This window comes from Rhizobium sp. H4 (assembly GCF_003013335.1).
Taxonomy (GTDB): Bacteria; Pseudomonadota; Alphaproteobacteria; order Rhizobiales; family Rhizobiaceae; genus Rhizobium; species Rhizobium sophoriradicis.
Map to the genome: position 1 here is coordinate 229,399 of NZ_PSOW01000003.1, position 14,789 is coordinate 244,187.

Genomic DNA, 14,789 nt, shown 5'->3' on the forward strand with positions numbered 1-14,789 from the left:
GGCAAAGCCATGGATCTATGGCTAAAAATAATGCAGTTACATGGTGTGCCTGAAAGATAATCATTTGATTTGCAAGGACCTCGCAGCGCCTCTCCGAATCGGATCCGTATCCGTGCGGAACCGGGTTGTGCTGGCGCCGATGTCCGGCGTCACGGACGTGCCGTTCCGCGAGCTGGCTTGGCGCTTTGGCGCCGGGCTCGTGGTCACTGAGATGGTGGCGAGCCGCGAGTTGGTCAACGACACGGCCGAATCCTGGTCGCGGCTCAAGGCGGCGGGCTTCCGGCCGCACATGGTGCAGCTTGCCGGCCGGGAGGCGCACTGGATGGCGGAGGCGGCGAAGATCGCCGCCGATCACGGCGCCGATATCATCGACGTCAATATGGGCTGCCCGGCAAAGAAGGTGATCGGCGGTTATTCCGGCTCGGCGCTGATGCGCGACCCCGATCATGCGCTCGGCCTGATCGAGGCGACGGTCAAGGCCGTCGACATTCCGGTGACGCTCAAGATGCGCCTTGGCTGGGACGAGAATTCCATCAACGCGCCCGACATTGCGCGCCGCGCCGAAGCCGCCGGTATTCAGCTCGTCACCATTCATGGGCGGACCCGCATGCAATTCTACCAAGGCCGCGCCGATTGGGATGCGATCCGTGCCGTCCGTGAAGTTATCTCCATCCCGCTGATCGCCAATGGCGATGTCGAAACCGCCGCGGATGCGCAGGAAATCCTGCGCCGTTCCGGCGCCGATGCCGTGATGATCGGCAGGGGCTGCCAGGGCAGGCCGTGGCATGCCGGCGTGCTTGCCGGTGCCGCGGAGCCGCGGCGCGAAGACATTGCCGATATCGCCGTCGAACATTACCGGATGATGCTCGATTTCTACGGCGAGGCGGTGGCGATCCGCCATGCCCGCAAGCATCTCGGCTGGTATCTCGAGCGGTTTGCCCCCGCGCTGGCCGACGGCGAGAAGGCTGCGATCATGACCTCGCGCGATCCGGGCGAGGTGGCCGCGCGCCTTTACGATGCGCTTGATGCAGCTCTTGTCGATAGCCGGGAGGCGGCATGACGAAGGATACGATATCTCCGCCCGATCAGACCGGGGGAACCGTCGCCATGGCCGTGCTGAACGCCATCCAGAACCCGGTCGTCATGGTCGACGAATCCGGCTTCGTCGCCTTCGCCAATTGGGAGGCGGAAGCCTTCTTCGGCGCCAGCGCCCCGCATCTGGCGCGTTACCGCATCTCCACCTTCATTCCCTTCGGCAGCCCGCTGCTCGCCCTGATCGATCAGGTGCGGGAGCGCAAGGCGCCGGTCAACGAATATCGCGTCGACCTGAGTTCGCCCCGCCTCGGCCAGGACAAGCTCGTCGATCTCTACGTCGCCCCGGTGCTCAGCGAGCCCGGCGCCGTCGTCATCGTGTTTCAGGAACGATCGATGGCCGACAAGATCGACCGGCAGCTGACGCATCGCGCCGCCGCCCGCTCGGTGACCGGTCTCGCCTCGATGCTGGCGCATGAGATCAAGAACCCGCTCTCCGGCATCCGTGGCGCCGCCCAGCTGCTCGAACAGTCCGCGGTTGACGACGACCGGGCGCTGACCCGGCTGATCTGCGACGAGACCGACCGCATCGTCTCGCTGGTCGACCGCATGGAAGTCTTTTCCGACGAACGTCCTGTTGACCGCATGCCGGTCAATATCCATTCCGTTCTCGATCATGTGAAGGCCGTCGCCAAGGCCGGTTTTGCTCGCAACATCCGCGTCACCGAAAGCTACGACCCGTCGCTGCCGGCCGTCTATGCCAATCGCGACCAGCTCGTCCAGGTCTTCCTCAATCTGGTGAAGAACGCCGCCGAAGCGGTCGGCGATCGGGCGGACGGCGAGATCATGCTGACGACCGCCTATCGCCCGGGCATCCGTCTTTCCGTCGCCGGCACCCGTGAAAAGATCTCGCTGCCCTTGGAATTCTGCGTTCACGACAATGGCCCCGGCGTTCCCGCCGATCTGCTGCCGCATCTCTTCGATCCCTTCATCACCACCAAGACGAACGGCAGCGGACTCGGCCTGGCGCTGGTCGCCAAAATCATCGGTGATCACGGCGGCATCATCGAATGCGACAGCCAGAACAGCCGCACGACTTTCCGCGTTCTCATGCCGGCGTCGAAAGACGTTTCGCTCGAGGATGCCTCTTCCGCAAGCTCGACAGGACCTTCTCGATGACAGCCACGATCCTCGTTGCAGATGATGATGCGGCGATCCGCACCGTGCTCAATCAGGCTTTGAGCCGCGCCGGCTATGACGTTCGCATCACTTCCAACGCCGCTACCCTCTGGCGCTGGATTTCGGCGGGCGAGGGCGATCTTGTCGTCACCGACGTGGTGATGCCTGACGAAAACGCCTTCGACCTCTTGCCGCGCATCAAGAAGGCGCGTCCCGATCTGCCGGTTCTCGTCATGAGCGCGCAGAACACCTTCATGACCGCCATCAAGGCTTCGGAGAAGGGCGCCTACGATTATCTGCCGAAGCCCTTCGACCTGACCGAGCTGATCGGCATCATCGGCCGCGCGCTCGCCGAGCCGAAGCGCAAGCCCGCCAAGCTCGAAGAGGATATGCAGGACGGCATGCCGCTCGTCGGCCGGTCGGCGGCGATGCAGGAAATCTACCGCGTGCTCGCCCGTCTGATGCAGACGGATCTGACGCTGATGATCACCGGCGAATCCGGTACCGGCAAGGAGCTTGTCGCCCGCGCGCTGCATGATTACGGCAAGCGCCGCAACGGCCCCTTCGTCGCGATCAACATGGCGGCCATTCCGCGCGACCTGATCGAATCCGAGCTCTTCGGCCATGAGAAGGGCGCCTTCACCGGCGCGCAGACCCGCTCGACCGGCCGTTTCGAGCAGGCCGAAGGCGGCACGCTCTTCCTCGACGAGATCGGCGACATGCCGATGGACGCCCAGACCCGGCTTCTGCGCGTGTTGCAGCAGGGCGAATACACCACCGTCGGCGGCCGCACGCCGATCCGCACCGACGTGCGCATCGTCGCCGCCACCAACAAGGATCTGAAGCAGGCGATCAACCAGGGCCTCTTCCGCGAGGACCTCTATTACCGCCTCAACGTCGTGCCGCTGCGCCTGCCGCCGCTGCGCGACCGCGCCGAGGATATTCCCGATCTCGTGCGCCATTTCATCCAGCAGGCCGAAAAGGAAGGCCTCGGCTCCAAACGCTTCGATCAGGAGGCGCTGGAACTGATGAAGGCCTATGCCTGGCCGGGCAATGTGCGCGAACTGGAAAACCTCATCCGCCGCCTGATGGCGCTCTATCCGCAGGATGTCATTACCCGCGAGATCATCGATGCCGAGCTGCGCTCCGACGTTCCCGACAGCCCGATCGACAAGGGGCCGATCCGCAACGGCTCGATGACGATCGCGCAAGCGGTCGAGGAGAACATGCGCACCTACTTCTCCAGCTTCGGCGAAAACCTGCCGCCGCCCGGCCTCTATGACCGGGTGCTGACCGAGATGGAATACCCGTTGATCCTTGCTGCGCTCACGGCAACGCGCGGCAACCAAATCAAGGCGGCCGATCTCCTCGGCCTCAACCGCAACACATTGCGCAAGAAGATCAGGGAACTCGGCGTTTCGGTTTACAGAAGCTCCCGCACGGCCTGAAAAAAAGGCGGTGGGCTCCTCGTTTGCCCACCGCCTCCTCCTCCCAGTATCCGCCGCCACGGTCGGGAACAAAATTAAATCTATCGCAGCCCCGTCACGGTTTGTATCTGCGCCGGAAAACAAAAACGCAGTGTCATTTGATAGTCACATAGTATTTGCGAGCTATTGTTTGCCGCCGCGCAAATGTCATTGAAGTTGCTGCGGTCGCCGCCACCACGCCTGTGGATAAGCTGTGGATAACAGGTGGATGGCATGGGCCGGTCAGCGGGCGACGGCGGCCCGATTTCGCCCGGATGTTGCTAATTCGTTCCAAGGAGCGTCATCGCCGTTGCTTCCGTCGGGCTTAGGTCATTGAGGAAGTAGCTCTTCGCGGTCAGAGTGACGAGACAACCGCCGAAACAGCCTGTTTCGCAGCGGCTACGGCCCCGGCAAGAAAGCCGGGTTCAATCGCGCTCGTCTCGCTGCCGGCCATGGCCAGCCGCCGGCTCCACCGTCCCGACATCCAATTCGTGTCCTCGGCCGATAGGTGTCCCGCCGCGACGCGGTCACGGCTTGTGGCAGTCAATGGATCGGCTGCCCAGTCTTTCAAAATAGTGCTGCGCGGCTCCAATGCGCCAGCGCCGAAAATTCGCCCGAACTGAGCAAGGCAGGCCTTGTTCAACAGCTCTTCGCCGAGTGCCGCTCGCTGATCCGCGCCGGTGCCGATGAAGCCGAAGAGGGCTGCCTTTCCATCCGCGAGGGTCGCGTCATGCATTTCGACCATGGGGCCAACCATGCTCTGGGCGGTTCCCGACAACCCGCCGTCGCGCCAGAAAGGCCGATCATAGATCGCGAAAAACTTGGCGTGTGGCGCCATCCAGGTCGGCGTATCCCGCCAGCGAGCCAAGGTGGATTGGTCCTGCTGCGGCGTGAACGTCACATTCGCCTCAAGCAGTCGAGGCGGCAGGGCGCAAATGACCTGCTGCGCCTGGATCACTGCGGCCGTGCCGTCCGCAGCGTTCGAGGTAATCTCGACACCGTCACCGGTAAGCGCCATCGCCGACACATGGGTATTGAGTTGAATTTTGCCCGCAGGGATGTCTCGTTCCAAAGCACGCACCAGCGCCGCCGACCCGCCGGTCAAGCGAAGAGATTTTCCTTGCTGTTCGACAGGACGATACCTCTGCGGTCCTTCGCGCGACATTCGCTCGAAGATCACATCGCCGTCGTTGGCTTGCGCGAACGACAAAAGCCCAAGTTCCAGCACCAGGTCGGCAAGCTCCGGCTGCATCATCGGCCAGAACCAGGACGGACCGAGATCGAACCCGTTGTCGGAGGCAATCCCATGTTCATCTGTCGTCAGGATGCGACCGCCCAGTCGATCTCTAGCTTCGAACAAAAGGAAGTCGACGCCCTTCGAATTCAAGGCCCGTGCGGCGCAGAGCCCAGCGAGCCCTCCGCCGACAATCGCGACTTGGTATCTTTTCATCAACATACCTCTGGCTTACCGGCAGAATGCGGATGCGGGCGAATTCAGCGCGGGCACGCACGGGCCGGCGTCTAGTCAAAGCACAGAGGTTGCCTTGCTAGGGGAGTTTCAAAACATCGGCATGCTGCAATGGCGCGTCCTTGATCCAAGCATAGGCACCCTGTGCACCGGCGCTCGTCATCAGGTTTTCGCCTGCGGGCAGCCGCATCCAGCTCTGGGATACAAGTCGTTGCGCGCCGACGGACAGCTCGCCTTCGAGAACCAGCAGCTCCAATCCACGATGATTCGAGAGTCTGATCGAGGCGCTGCTACCCCACCTTTGCAGATAGACCTGCTCATGACCGTCATCGAACAGGATCGTTGCGGTGACGGCATCGTTTTGAAGTCCAGGCTCTCCTTCACCCGTTCTGCGCACGATTTGCGCCTCGTCGCCCTCGCGAAACTGCCAGAGCTTGACGAAGATGGTGCAGCCGTCAGCGGATGCAGGCGCATGCGACGTACCCGGCGGATTTCGGAAGTATGATCCGGCCGGGAAACGACCGTGTTCGTCCTCGAATATCCCATCGAGCACCAATATTTCCTCACCGCCCGTGTGGGTATGAGACGGAAATACGCTGCCTGCGGCATAGCGGACAATCGACGTCGCCCGAGCCACTTCCTCGCCGACGCGATAAAGCATCCGGCGATCGACCCCGCGAGCCGGACTGGCGACCCAATCCAGTTTCGCGGCGTGCACGACCGTCGGCTTGGTGAAATCATCATTCAGACGCATCGTTTTTCTCCATGGTCAGCACCACTCGAAACTTGACGCCACCGGACTTCATCTTTTCGAAAGCGCTCGCGGCCTGTTCGAACGGCATGGTCTCGAACTGGGGACGCACGCCAACGAGGACGGAAAAGTCCAAGGTTTTTTCGTTCTCGAAAGGCGTTCCGGTGATCGAACCCAACACGCTGCGCTCACCGCCGACCAGCGGTCTTGACAACACCGCCAAAGGGTCCTTTCCGATTCCAAGGACGACAAGCCGGCCTTGAGCCGCGACACCTGGCATGAGTGCCGAAACCATCTGAAGATCTCCGATGGTGGAAATAACGGCCTTCGCACCACCAAGGCGCTGCAGACATTCTACTGCGTTTTCCCTCGCGGCATCGATATAATCATATGCTCCAAGCGATCTGGCGTCGTCAGCAATGTCGTCGCCCCGTCCGATGGCAATCACCTTGAAACCCATCTTGCGGGCATACTGCAGCGCCATGTGGCCAAGACCGCCTATGCCGACAATCGCCATGACGTCGCCGGCTTCTGCACCACATTTCTTCAGCGCGTTGAAGGTCGCCAGCCCCGCGCAGAGGATCGGCGCGGCCTCCTCGGCCGTGAGTTCGTCGGGTATCGCCACAAGCCCGGTATTGCGGGCGATCATCATCTCGGCATAGCCGCCGTCACAGGTCGCGCCGACGATCGGCTGGTTCGTGCACAGCTGAAATTGGCCACCGCGGCACGCGTCGCATTCATTGCAATGACCGCCAAGCCGGCCGACGCCAACACGCTGGCCGATCTTCCATCGCCCGGGTGTCCCTCGTCCTATGGCGGCAATCCTGCCGACCACCTCGTGTCCCGGCACTCGGGGCAAACGGCCATTGGTGTCCGGGCCCTCAATGTCTTTGGCGTCTGCGCCGCAGATTCCGCAGGCGTCGACCTCAATCAGCACTTCGCCGTCGCCCGGCGTCGGAATTGGCCTCTCCACCAACTCGAGCGTGCCCGGGCTCGTCACCTGTATCGCGCGATATGTCCGTTTCATTTGAACCTCCTGGAATGTCACAAGGTGGATGCCGAGGCCGGTTGCCTAGCAAGGCTCTGCCGTGTCCGTTCATTGTCAGCCGCGACCCACAGAGCCGCTTCAGCCCCGCCTTCCAGGTAACCCGGGTTGGTCATGCTGGTTTCGGAACCGGATGAGCAACCGTCAGGCCCGCAATACCGCCACCAACAATCATGACAGGAAGGGTCATTGGCCGCCCCGAAGGCAGCTCCCGTTGTTCAACATGATCGATCTGCTTCCCAAAACACCGGCGGAGAGCGCCAGGGATTTGATTGAAAGAAAAACTTTGTGTCTCCGCAAACCGCAATTGCGTCGCGCCCAGCCCACAGCGCCGCCGGAGACACTCCACTGATGTGAGGATTGATCGAAGCTGCACGAACTCGCAAACGCGAAGTTCTTCGTCGATCGGAAAGAAAAACTATTCAGGCCGCGGGCCGCTCGGCGAGCGCTTCCTCGAACAGCCAGTCCCGGAATGCGGCAAGGCGCGGCAGTCCGGCAAAATCGGGCCGATAGGTGACGTAATAGGCCAGCGGCGAAGCGGCCGACCGATCGGGGAACAGTCTGACCAGCCGGCCGGCCGCAAGGTCGTCATGCGCCAAAATACTTCGGGCCAAAGCAACGCCACGCCCATCGATTGCGGCTTGCAGCACAGCTGCCGAATTGTTGATGGTTAAGCCCCTTGGCTGCGTCGTCTGCGTAGAGCCGACCGTCTTGAACCACAAATCCCAGGTCATGAAGCCGGAACTCGGATCGACCGAGACGTCGTGAATAAGCGTGCAGGCAGCAAGTTCATCCGGCTGCTGTAATTTAAGGGAGCCCCTCAGCGTCGGAGAACACACTGGAAAAACCTCTTCCTCCATCAATTTCTCCGAAACCAGGCCGGGCCAATCACCGGCGCCGTATCGGACGCCGATATCGATGCCCTGGGCAGCATAGTCGGCCAGCTTCAGGCTGGTGTCCAAGCGAATATCGACCTCCCGTACCCTCGCTTGGAACCGCTCGATTCTGGGAAGCAGCCACTTTGCCGCAAAAGCGGGACTGACCGTGACCGTGAGGACCCGGCCGGCCGCCCCTTCCTTCAGGCGCTCAAGTCCGAGGCTCAGTCGATCCAATCCTTCCCGGATGTCAGGCAAGGCCCGGTTTGCCGCCTCCGTTGGCATCAGCCGGGTTTTCCCCGTCGCCGTTCGATAAAAGAGCGGCGTGCCGAGCCATTCTTCAAGGCCGCGCACGAGCTGTCCGACGGCAGGAGCCGTCACATTGAGCTCGGCGGCGGCTTCGACGAAGCTGCCATGCCTGGCGCTGGCTTCGAACGCGCGGAGAGCATTGAGATAGACGGGCGATTTCATGGAAATGTTTTCTTTGTCGTGAGCGGAATTTTTCGATGTTGTCAGAACGGGGTGAAACTCTAAATTGCCTCCGCCTTCGCATGGCGATGTCGCGAGGGGTGCCGGCCCCTTTCTTGCATTATGGGTCAGTTTTTCTATTCGAGACAAGTCCGGGAAGTCGCCGCTGCGGGCGCCGGTCTGGCAGAACGAATTGCAGGTGAAGCTTGATCGATGAACGCGCCAAAAACCGAAACACATACATTCTGGCGGGAAGCCAGGTTTTTGGCGGCGCCAATGGTCCGATCGTGATTTCCCTGGGTGGATTGGTCGGACAGCATCTCTCCTCGAACCCGGCGCTCGCCACACTTCCCGTCAGTCTCTACAATGTCGGGCTGGCGCTCGGCACCCTTCCAGCCGCTTACTTCATGCGCCGTCTGGGCCGCCGCAATGCCTATATCCTTGGAGCCTTCCTGGGGATATCAGGCGGTTTGATTGCCGCTTTCGGGATCATCGCGAATCTGTTCTTGATCTTTTGCCTGGGAACAATGGCTGCCGGCTTTTATGGCTCCTATGTTCAAAGCTATAGGTTCGCAGCCGGCGACGAGATGTCGGGATCGCAGCGGGACAAGGCTATTTCCCGCGTCATGGTGGGCGGGCTGCTTGCTGCTATCATCGGGCCGCAGCTCGTCATCTGGACGCGGGATTCCGTGCCCGGCTTTGCCTTCGCCGGCAGCTTTGTCAGCCAGGCGGGCCTGGCGCTCCTCGCGATCCCGCTGCTTCTGGCCTACCGCAGCACGCCTCCTGCAGCGAAGACTGGCCGCGGCGGTGGCGGACGTAGATTATCCGAGATACTCACCACGCCCCGGTACGTCCTGTCGGTGGCCGCGGGCGTCGTCTCCTATGGTCTCATGACCTTCGTCATGACGGCAGCGCCGATAGCAATGGTCGGTCACGGCCATTCGATGGACAATGCGGCGCTCGGCATTCAGTGGCATGTTCTTGCCATGTATGCTCCGAGCCTCATGACCGGTCGTTTGATGGCGCGTTTCGGCAAAGAGAAGATCACCGCCGTCGGACTGCTTTTGATCGGCGGCTCGGCGATGGTGGCGCTATCCGGTCTCGACATCGGACATTTCTGGGGTTCGCTGATCCTCCTCGGCATCGGCTGGAATTTTGCATTCATCGGCGCGACGGCAATGGTGTCGGATTGCCACACGCCTGAGGAACGGGGCAAAGTCCAAGGGGCAAACGACTTCGTCGTGTTCGGGACCGTGGCGATGGCTTCGTTCTTCTCGGGCTCGCTGATGTTCAGCTCCGGCTGGGAGACGGTGAACTGGTTCGTCATCCCGCCGTCGCCCTGGTGCTCGTTCCGCTTGTATGGCAGTCGGCGCGGGCGTGATTGGCAGTTAGAGGTATCGAGGAGGCATCAAAACCGCATTGAGCGTTTTTCTTGGGGCTGGTTTAAGCAGGTTGTTGCGCCGAGGCTCGCCTATCGTTGTTCATGCCATAGATTAAGCCGGTCGGTCGTTGATCGATTGTGTGAATGTCGAGGCCGGCACCGGCCGGCACATGCTCAAAACCTGCGGGAGCTGCATGATGGAATATCGTCGTTTGGGAAAGTCGGGCCTGAAGGTGAGCGAGTTCTCCTTCGGCTCATGGGTGACTTTCGGCAAGCAGGTGGACGGCGGTGACGCCGTCGACCTCATGAGGCTTGCCTACGATAATGGGGTGAACTTCTTCGACAATGCCGAAGGCTATGAGAGCGGCAAGTCCGAAATCGTCATGGGCGAGGCGCTGAAGGCGCTGGGTTGGAGCCGCGACAGCTACGTCGTCTCCAGCAAGGTCTTTTGGGGAGGGGAGAAGCCGACGCAGCGCGGCCTGTCGCGCAAGCATGTGACCGACGCCTGCCATGCAGCGTTGAAGCGGCTTCAGGTCGATTATCTGGACCTCTATTTCTGCCATCGCCCTGACATCGACACGCCGATCGAGGAAACTGTGCGGGCGATGCACGATCTCGTCGCCCAGGGTAAGGTGCTCTATTGGGGAACATCGGAATGGTCGGCGCAGCAACTAACGGAAGCCTACGCCGTTGCCCGGGACCTGCGCATCACGCCGCCGACCATGGAGCAGCCGCAGTACAACATCTTCGAGCGCCAGAAGGTCGAGGCCGATTATCTCCCCCTCTATGACCTTATCGGCCTCGGCACCACCATCTGGTCGCCGCTCGCCTCGGGCGTGCTCACCGGCAAATACAATAACGGCGTGCCGGACGACAGCCGCATGAACCTGCCCGGCTATGAATGGCTGAAGGAGAAGTGGTCGAGCGATGCCGGCCGCGCCCAGCTCCAGCAGGTCGGCCAACTGGCAAAACTCGCCGGCGATGTCGGCCTGTCGATCACCCATCTCGCCCTTCTGTGGTGCCTCGCCAATTCCAACGTCTCCACCGTCATTCTCGGCGCCTCACGCGCCAGCCAGCTGCAGGACAACCTCGCGGCCCTCTCGCACCGGCACAAGATGACGCCTGAGGTGATGGAGCGGATCGATGCAATTGCAGGAAATAAGCCGGAAGGTGCACGTCGATTCTGACGCGTGTCGCGCAAAAGTGTCCGAGGCGGGGCTCCACCGGAGCTTGACAATGTGACAAGGCGCGTTGCATTTTCGCCACAATGCGTTGCTTAAAGGTCACGCAGGGTTTTGGACATTTCGCTCCCGATCGAGTCGTCTTGGCGCTGGCTTTCTCAAGCCGGCGTTGGCTGGTTTCGGTCGAAGGGCAGGGCGGCGGGCGCTGCCTGAAGAGAGGCCGAATGACGCAGGATGGGGTAGCGCCGGCGGCGGCGGGCGAGGCGGTGACGACGGTGACCGATCGCCGCGCCCTTTTTGCCGTGCCCGGCCTCGTGCTCGCCGGCGGCGCGCTCCTCTGCGCCACGATTACGCTTTTCATACTGCTGGGCCTGACGCCGATTGCGCCGACCTCGCATGTCGTCATCACCTCGGTCATCGTCAATTCCTTCTTCGTGCTGACGCTGCTGGCGTTGATCGGCCGCGAGGTGGCAAGGCTGCTCAAGGCCCGCACCCGGGGTAGGGCGGCCGCGCGCCTGCATATCCGCATCGTCGTGCTCTTCTCGATTGTCGCGATCACGCCGGCGATCCTCGTCGCCATCTTCGCCAGCATCACGCTGAATGCCGGCCTCGACCGCTGGTTTGCCCTACGCACCCAGTCGATCGTCAGCTCGTCGCGCAATATCGGCCAGGCCTATATGATGGAGAATGCCAGCTACCTGCAGGGGCAGACGGTTTCCATGGCCAACGACCTGGAGCGCAACCGCGCCCTCTACAGTCTCGACAGGACGGGGTTCGCCGAATTGATGACGCGCCAGGCGAGAGGCCGCGGCTTGCTCGGCGCCTTTCTTGTCGAGAGCGACGGCTCGGTAAAGGTCCAGGCCGACATCGCCACCGAAAAGCCGTTGCCGGCCATTCCACAGGACGCGCTGCAAAAGGCGGCGGCCGGCCAGCCGACGCTGATCCCGCCCGGCGTCACCAACCTTGTCGGCGCCATCATCAGGCTCGATGCCATCCAGGGTACCTTCCTCTACACGGTGCGCGCGGTCGATCCCAAGGTCATGGGCGCCATGCGCATGATGGAGGAGAACGCCACCGAATACCGTTCGATGGAGGCCAACCGTTTCTCGCTGCAGATCGCCTTTGCTGTGCTTTACATCGGCTTTGCGCTGATCGTGCTCCTGGCGGCGATCTGGACGGCGATCGCCGTTGCCGACCGCATCGTTCGGCCGATCCGGTTGCTGATTACCGCTGCCGACAGCGTCGCCTCGGGCAATATGGACATCGTCGTGCCGGTGCATGCCGTCGATGGCGATGTCGCCAATCTGTCGCGCACCTTCAACAAGATGATCTCGGAAATCCGCACCCAGCGCGACGAGATCCTTGAGGCCAAGGACGAGGTCGACGACCGCCGGCGCTTCATCGAGGCGGTGCTGTCGGGTGTTACCGCCGCCGTCATCGGCGTCGAGCAGGACCGCCGCATCGCCATCGTCAACAGTTCGGCCGAGACGCTGATGTCATTGTCGGCCGACGCAATGCTCGGCAAGCAATTGGCAGACATTGCGCCGGAGGTCGATCAGGTGCTGACCGAGGCGGCGGTGCGCCATCGCGGCGATTTCCGCAAGCAGATCGCGCTGGTGCGCGGCGGCACGGTCAGGACGCTGAGCGTCCAGGTCACCCGCGAGGAAGTGCGTGACATGAGCGAATCCTATGTGATTACGCTCGACGACATCACCGACCTCGTCATTGCCCAGCGTTCGACCGCCTGGGGCGACGTCGCACGGCGTATCGCCCATGAGATCAAGAACCCGCTGACGCCGATTCAGCTGTCCGCGGAACGCATCCAGCGCCGCTATGGCAAGCAGATCGACCAGAACGACCGAACCGTTTTCGACCAGTGCACGGATACGATCATCCGCCAGGTCGGCGATATCGGCCGCATGGTCGACGAATTCTCCGCCTTTGCCCGCATGCCGAAGCCGACCAAGGAGCCGAGCGATCTGCGCGAGATTCTGCGCGACGCGATCTTCCTGCGTGAGATGGGCAACCAGCATGTCGCCTTCCAGCAGGATTTCGGTGACCAGCCGTTGGAGGGCCTGTTCGACAGCCGCATGCTCGGCCAGGCCTTCGGCAATCTCATCAAGAATGCCGTGGAAGCAATCGAGGCGGTTCCAAGCGATGAACGGGACGAGCGCAAGATTCTCGTCCGCGCCGCCCTCGACGCCGGCCGCGACCGCTTCACCGTCGACGTGATCGACAATGGCCGCGGCCTGCCGGTGGAGAACCGCCACAGCATTCTGGAGCCCTATATGACGATGCGCGAGAAGGGCACCGGCCTTGGCCTCGCCATCGTCAAGAAGATCATCGAGGAACATGGCGGGCAGCTGGAGCTGCACGATGCGCCCGCCGATTTTGACCGGGGAAGAGGGGCCATGATCCGCGTGCATCTGCCACGCCGGGATCCGACGCCTGCTGCCCCCGCAGCCAATGACAAGGAAAGTGTTTATGGCCTCTGATATTCTCGTCGTCGATGACGAGCACGATATTCGCGAGATCGTTTCCGGCATTCTCTCGGACGAGGGACACGAAACACGCACCGCCCATGACAGCGACAGCGCGCTGGCGGCGATTTCCGACCGCGTGCCGCGGCTGATCTTCCTCGATATCTGGATGCAGGGCAGCAAGCTCGACGGCCTGTCGCTGCTCGACGAGATCAAGACCCGCCATCCCGATCTGCCCGTCGTGATGATCTCGGGCCACGGCAACATCGAGACCGCCGTCTCGGCGATCAAACGCGGCGCCTTCGATTTCATCGAAAAGCCGTTCAAGGCCGACCGGCTGATACTGATCGCTGAACGGGCGCTCGAAAATTCTAAACTGAAGCGCGAGGTTTCCGAGCTGAAGCGGCGAACCGGCGATGCCTTGGAGTTGATCGGCACCTCGGTCGCCGTCTCGCAGCTGCGCCAGACGATCGAGAAGGTTTCGCCGACCAACAGCCGCATCATGATCCTCGGCGCCTCAGGCTCCGGCAAGGAGCTGGTGGCGCGGATGATCCACAAGAAGTCGGCCCGCGCCAACGGCCCCTTCGTGGCGATCAATGCCGCCAACATCACGCCCGATCGTATGGAAGTTGCGCTGTTCGGAACCGAGGGCACGCCCGGCCAGGCGCGCAAGATCGGCGCGCTCGAGGAGGCCCATCGCGGCATCCTCTATCTCGACGAGGTCGGCGAGATGCCGCGCGAGACGCAGAACAAGATCCTGCGCGTGCTGGTCGATCAGCAGTTCGAGCGGGTCGGCGGCTCCAAGCGCGTCAAGGTCGATGTCCGCATCATCTCCTCGACCGCCTATAATCTCGAGAGCCGCATCGCCGAAGGCTGGTTCCGCGAGGATCTCTATCATCGCCTCGCCGTCGTGCCGGTGCGCGTACCCGCCCTTGCCGAGCGGCGCGAGGACATTCCCTTCCTCGTCGACCATCTGATGCGGCAGATTTCCGAACAGGCTGGCATTCGTCCGCGCCGCATCGGAGACGACGCCATGGCGGTGCTGCAAGCGCATGACTGGCCGGGCAATATCCGCCAGCTGCGCAACAATATCGAGCGGCTGATGATTCTTGCCCGCACCGACGGGCCGGATGCGCCGATCACCGCCGACATGCTGCCGACAGATCTCGGCGACATGCTGCCGAAGGTGTCGGCCAAGAACGACTATCACATCATGACGCTGCCGCTGCGCGAAGCCCGCGAGATGTTCGAGAAGGATTATCTGATCGCCCAGATCAACCGCTTCGGCGGCAACATCTCACGCACCGCCGAATTCGTCGGCATGGAGCGTTCGGCGCTGCACCGCAAGCTGAAATCGCTCGGCGTCTAAAGCATGATGCCGAAAAGTGTGAGCGGTTCGGGCAACATCATGCTCCACTTTTTGATCTAGCAGGCGCGGCCATGCCGCCGCGCCATATCCTTCT

The 14,789-nt window shown here is 62.1% G+C and carries 10 protein-coding genes and 1 pseudogene; 7 read left to right on the plus strand and 4 right to left on the minus strand.

What is annotated here, in order from left to right; all coding sequences use genetic code 11:
• The first annotated feature begins 40 nt into the window (after nt 1–40).
• Genes dusB through ntrC form a run of 3 tightly spaced genes read left to right on the plus strand, consistent with a single transcriptional unit; the run spans nt 41 to nt 3,659 of the window.
• Nucleotides 41–1,060 carry a tRNA dihydrouridine synthase DusB gene (dusB, locus tag C4N04_RS06055; protein WP_106795585.1) on the plus strand — a complete coding sequence of 340 codons (1,020 nt, stop codon included), beginning with the start codon at nt 41–43 and terminating at the stop codon, nt 1,058–1,060.
• Nucleotides 1,057–2,211, plus strand: a complete 1,155-nt coding sequence (locus C4N04_RS06060; RefSeq protein WP_077993809.1) for a nitrogen regulation protein NR(II) — start codon at nt 1,057–1,059, stop codon at nt 2,209–2,211. The genes dusB and C4N04_RS06060 overlap by 4 nt, the downstream gene beginning before the upstream one ends.
• Entirely contained in the window at nt 2,208–3,659 is a 1,452-nt protein-coding gene (ntrC, locus tag C4N04_RS06065) for a nitrogen regulation protein NR(I) (RefSeq protein ID WP_038688732.1), read from the plus strand. The genes C4N04_RS06060 and ntrC overlap by 4 nt, the downstream gene beginning before the upstream one ends.
• 373 nt (nt 3,660–4,032) lie before the next feature.
• On the opposite strand, the gene C4N04_RS06070 is transcribed toward ntrC, so the two are convergent.
• From C4N04_RS06070 to gcvA, 4 genes are all read right to left on the minus strand, one after another.
• Nucleotides 4,033–5,127, minus strand: coding sequence for an FAD-dependent oxidoreductase (locus C4N04_RS06070; protein ID WP_106795654.1), 1,095 nt, complete (start codon nt 5,125–5,127; stop codon nt 4,033–4,035).
• Between the two features lie 97 nt (nt 5,128–5,224).
• On the minus strand, nt 5,225–5,899 hold the full coding sequence (locus C4N04_RS06075) for a cupin domain-containing protein (protein WP_077993808.1): 675 nt from the start codon (nt 5,897–5,899) through the stop codon (nt 5,225–5,227).
• Nucleotides 5,886–6,896 carry an alcohol dehydrogenase catalytic domain-containing protein gene (locus tag C4N04_RS06080; RefSeq protein WP_245425537.1) on the minus strand — a complete coding sequence of 337 codons (1,011 nt, stop codon included), beginning with the start codon at nt 6,894–6,896 and terminating at the stop codon, nt 5,886–5,888. The genes C4N04_RS06075 and C4N04_RS06080 overlap by 14 nt, the downstream gene beginning before the upstream one ends.
• Nucleotides 6,897–7,363: 467 nt before the next feature.
• Nucleotides 7,364–8,524: a transcriptional regulator GcvA gene (gcvA, locus tag C4N04_RS06085; protein ID WP_245425538.1), complete on the minus strand. Its 1,161-nt coding sequence runs from the start codon at nt 8,522–8,524 to the stop codon at nt 7,364–7,366.
• On the opposite strand from gcvA, the pseudogene C4N04_RS06090 reads away from it, so the two are divergent.
• From C4N04_RS06090 to C4N04_RS06105, 4 genes and pseudogenes are all read left to right on the plus strand, one after another.
• Nucleotides 8,491–9,665 (plus strand): annotated as a pseudogene (locus tag C4N04_RS06090) (MFS transporter). The gene gcvA and the pseudogene C4N04_RS06090 sit on opposite strands and share 34 nt — an antisense overlap.
• Nucleotides 9,666–9,862: 197 nt before the next feature.
• Entirely contained in the window at nt 9,863–10,852 is a 990-nt protein-coding gene (locus C4N04_RS06095; protein WP_077994089.1) for an aldo/keto reductase, read from the plus strand.
• 218 nt (nt 10,853–11,070) lie between these two features.
• Nucleotides 11,071–13,341 (plus strand): PAS domain-containing sensor histidine kinase, encoded by a 2,271-nt coding sequence (locus C4N04_RS06100; RefSeq protein ID WP_096762710.1) that lies wholly within the window; start codon nt 11,071–11,073, stop codon nt 13,339–13,341.
• A complete protein-coding gene (locus C4N04_RS06105; RefSeq protein ID WP_106795587.1) occupies nt 13,331–14,695 on the plus strand; it encodes a sigma-54 dependent transcriptional regulator in 1,365 nt (454 codons plus the stop codon). Before C4N04_RS06100 ends, C4N04_RS06105 begins: the two co-directional genes overlap by 11 nt.
• Nucleotides 14,696–14,789 lie beyond the last annotated feature (94 nt).

What these genes read in the sequence shown, in the direction of transcription:
- C4N04_RS06105 (WP_106795587.1), top strand. Translation starts at nt 13,331, where the DNA reads ATGGCCTCTGATATTCTCGTCGTCGATGACGAGCACGATATTCGCGAG.
- C4N04_RS06075 (WP_077993808.1), bottom strand. Translation starts at nt 5,899, where the DNA reads ATGCGTCTGAATGATGATTTCACCAAGCCGACGGTCGTGCACGCCGCG.
- gcvA (WP_245425538.1), bottom strand. Translation starts at nt 8,524, where the DNA reads ATGTGTTTCGGTTTTTGGCGCGTTCATCGATCAAGCTTCACCTGCAAT.
- C4N04_RS06070 (WP_106795654.1), bottom strand. Translation starts at nt 5,127, where the DNA reads ATGAAAAGATACCAAGTCGCGATTGTCGGCGGAGGGCTCGCTGGGCTC.
- C4N04_RS06100 (WP_096762710.1), top strand. Translation starts at nt 11,071, where the DNA reads ATGACGCAGGATGGGGTAGCGCCGGCGGCGGCGGGCGAGGCGGTGACG.
- C4N04_RS06095 (WP_077994089.1), top strand. Translation starts at nt 9,863, where the DNA reads ATGGAATATCGTCGTTTGGGAAAGTCGGGCCTGAAGGTGAGCGAGTTC.
- dusB (WP_106795585.1), top strand. Translation starts at nt 41, where the DNA reads ATGGTGTGCCTGAAAGATAATCATTTGATTTGCAAGGACCTCGCAGCG.
- C4N04_RS06060 (WP_077993809.1), top strand. Translation starts at nt 1,057, where the DNA reads ATGACGAAGGATACGATATCTCCGCCCGATCAGACCGGGGGAACCGTC.
- ntrC (WP_038688732.1), top strand. Translation starts at nt 2,208, where the DNA reads ATGACAGCCACGATCCTCGTTGCAGATGATGATGCGGCGATCCGCACC.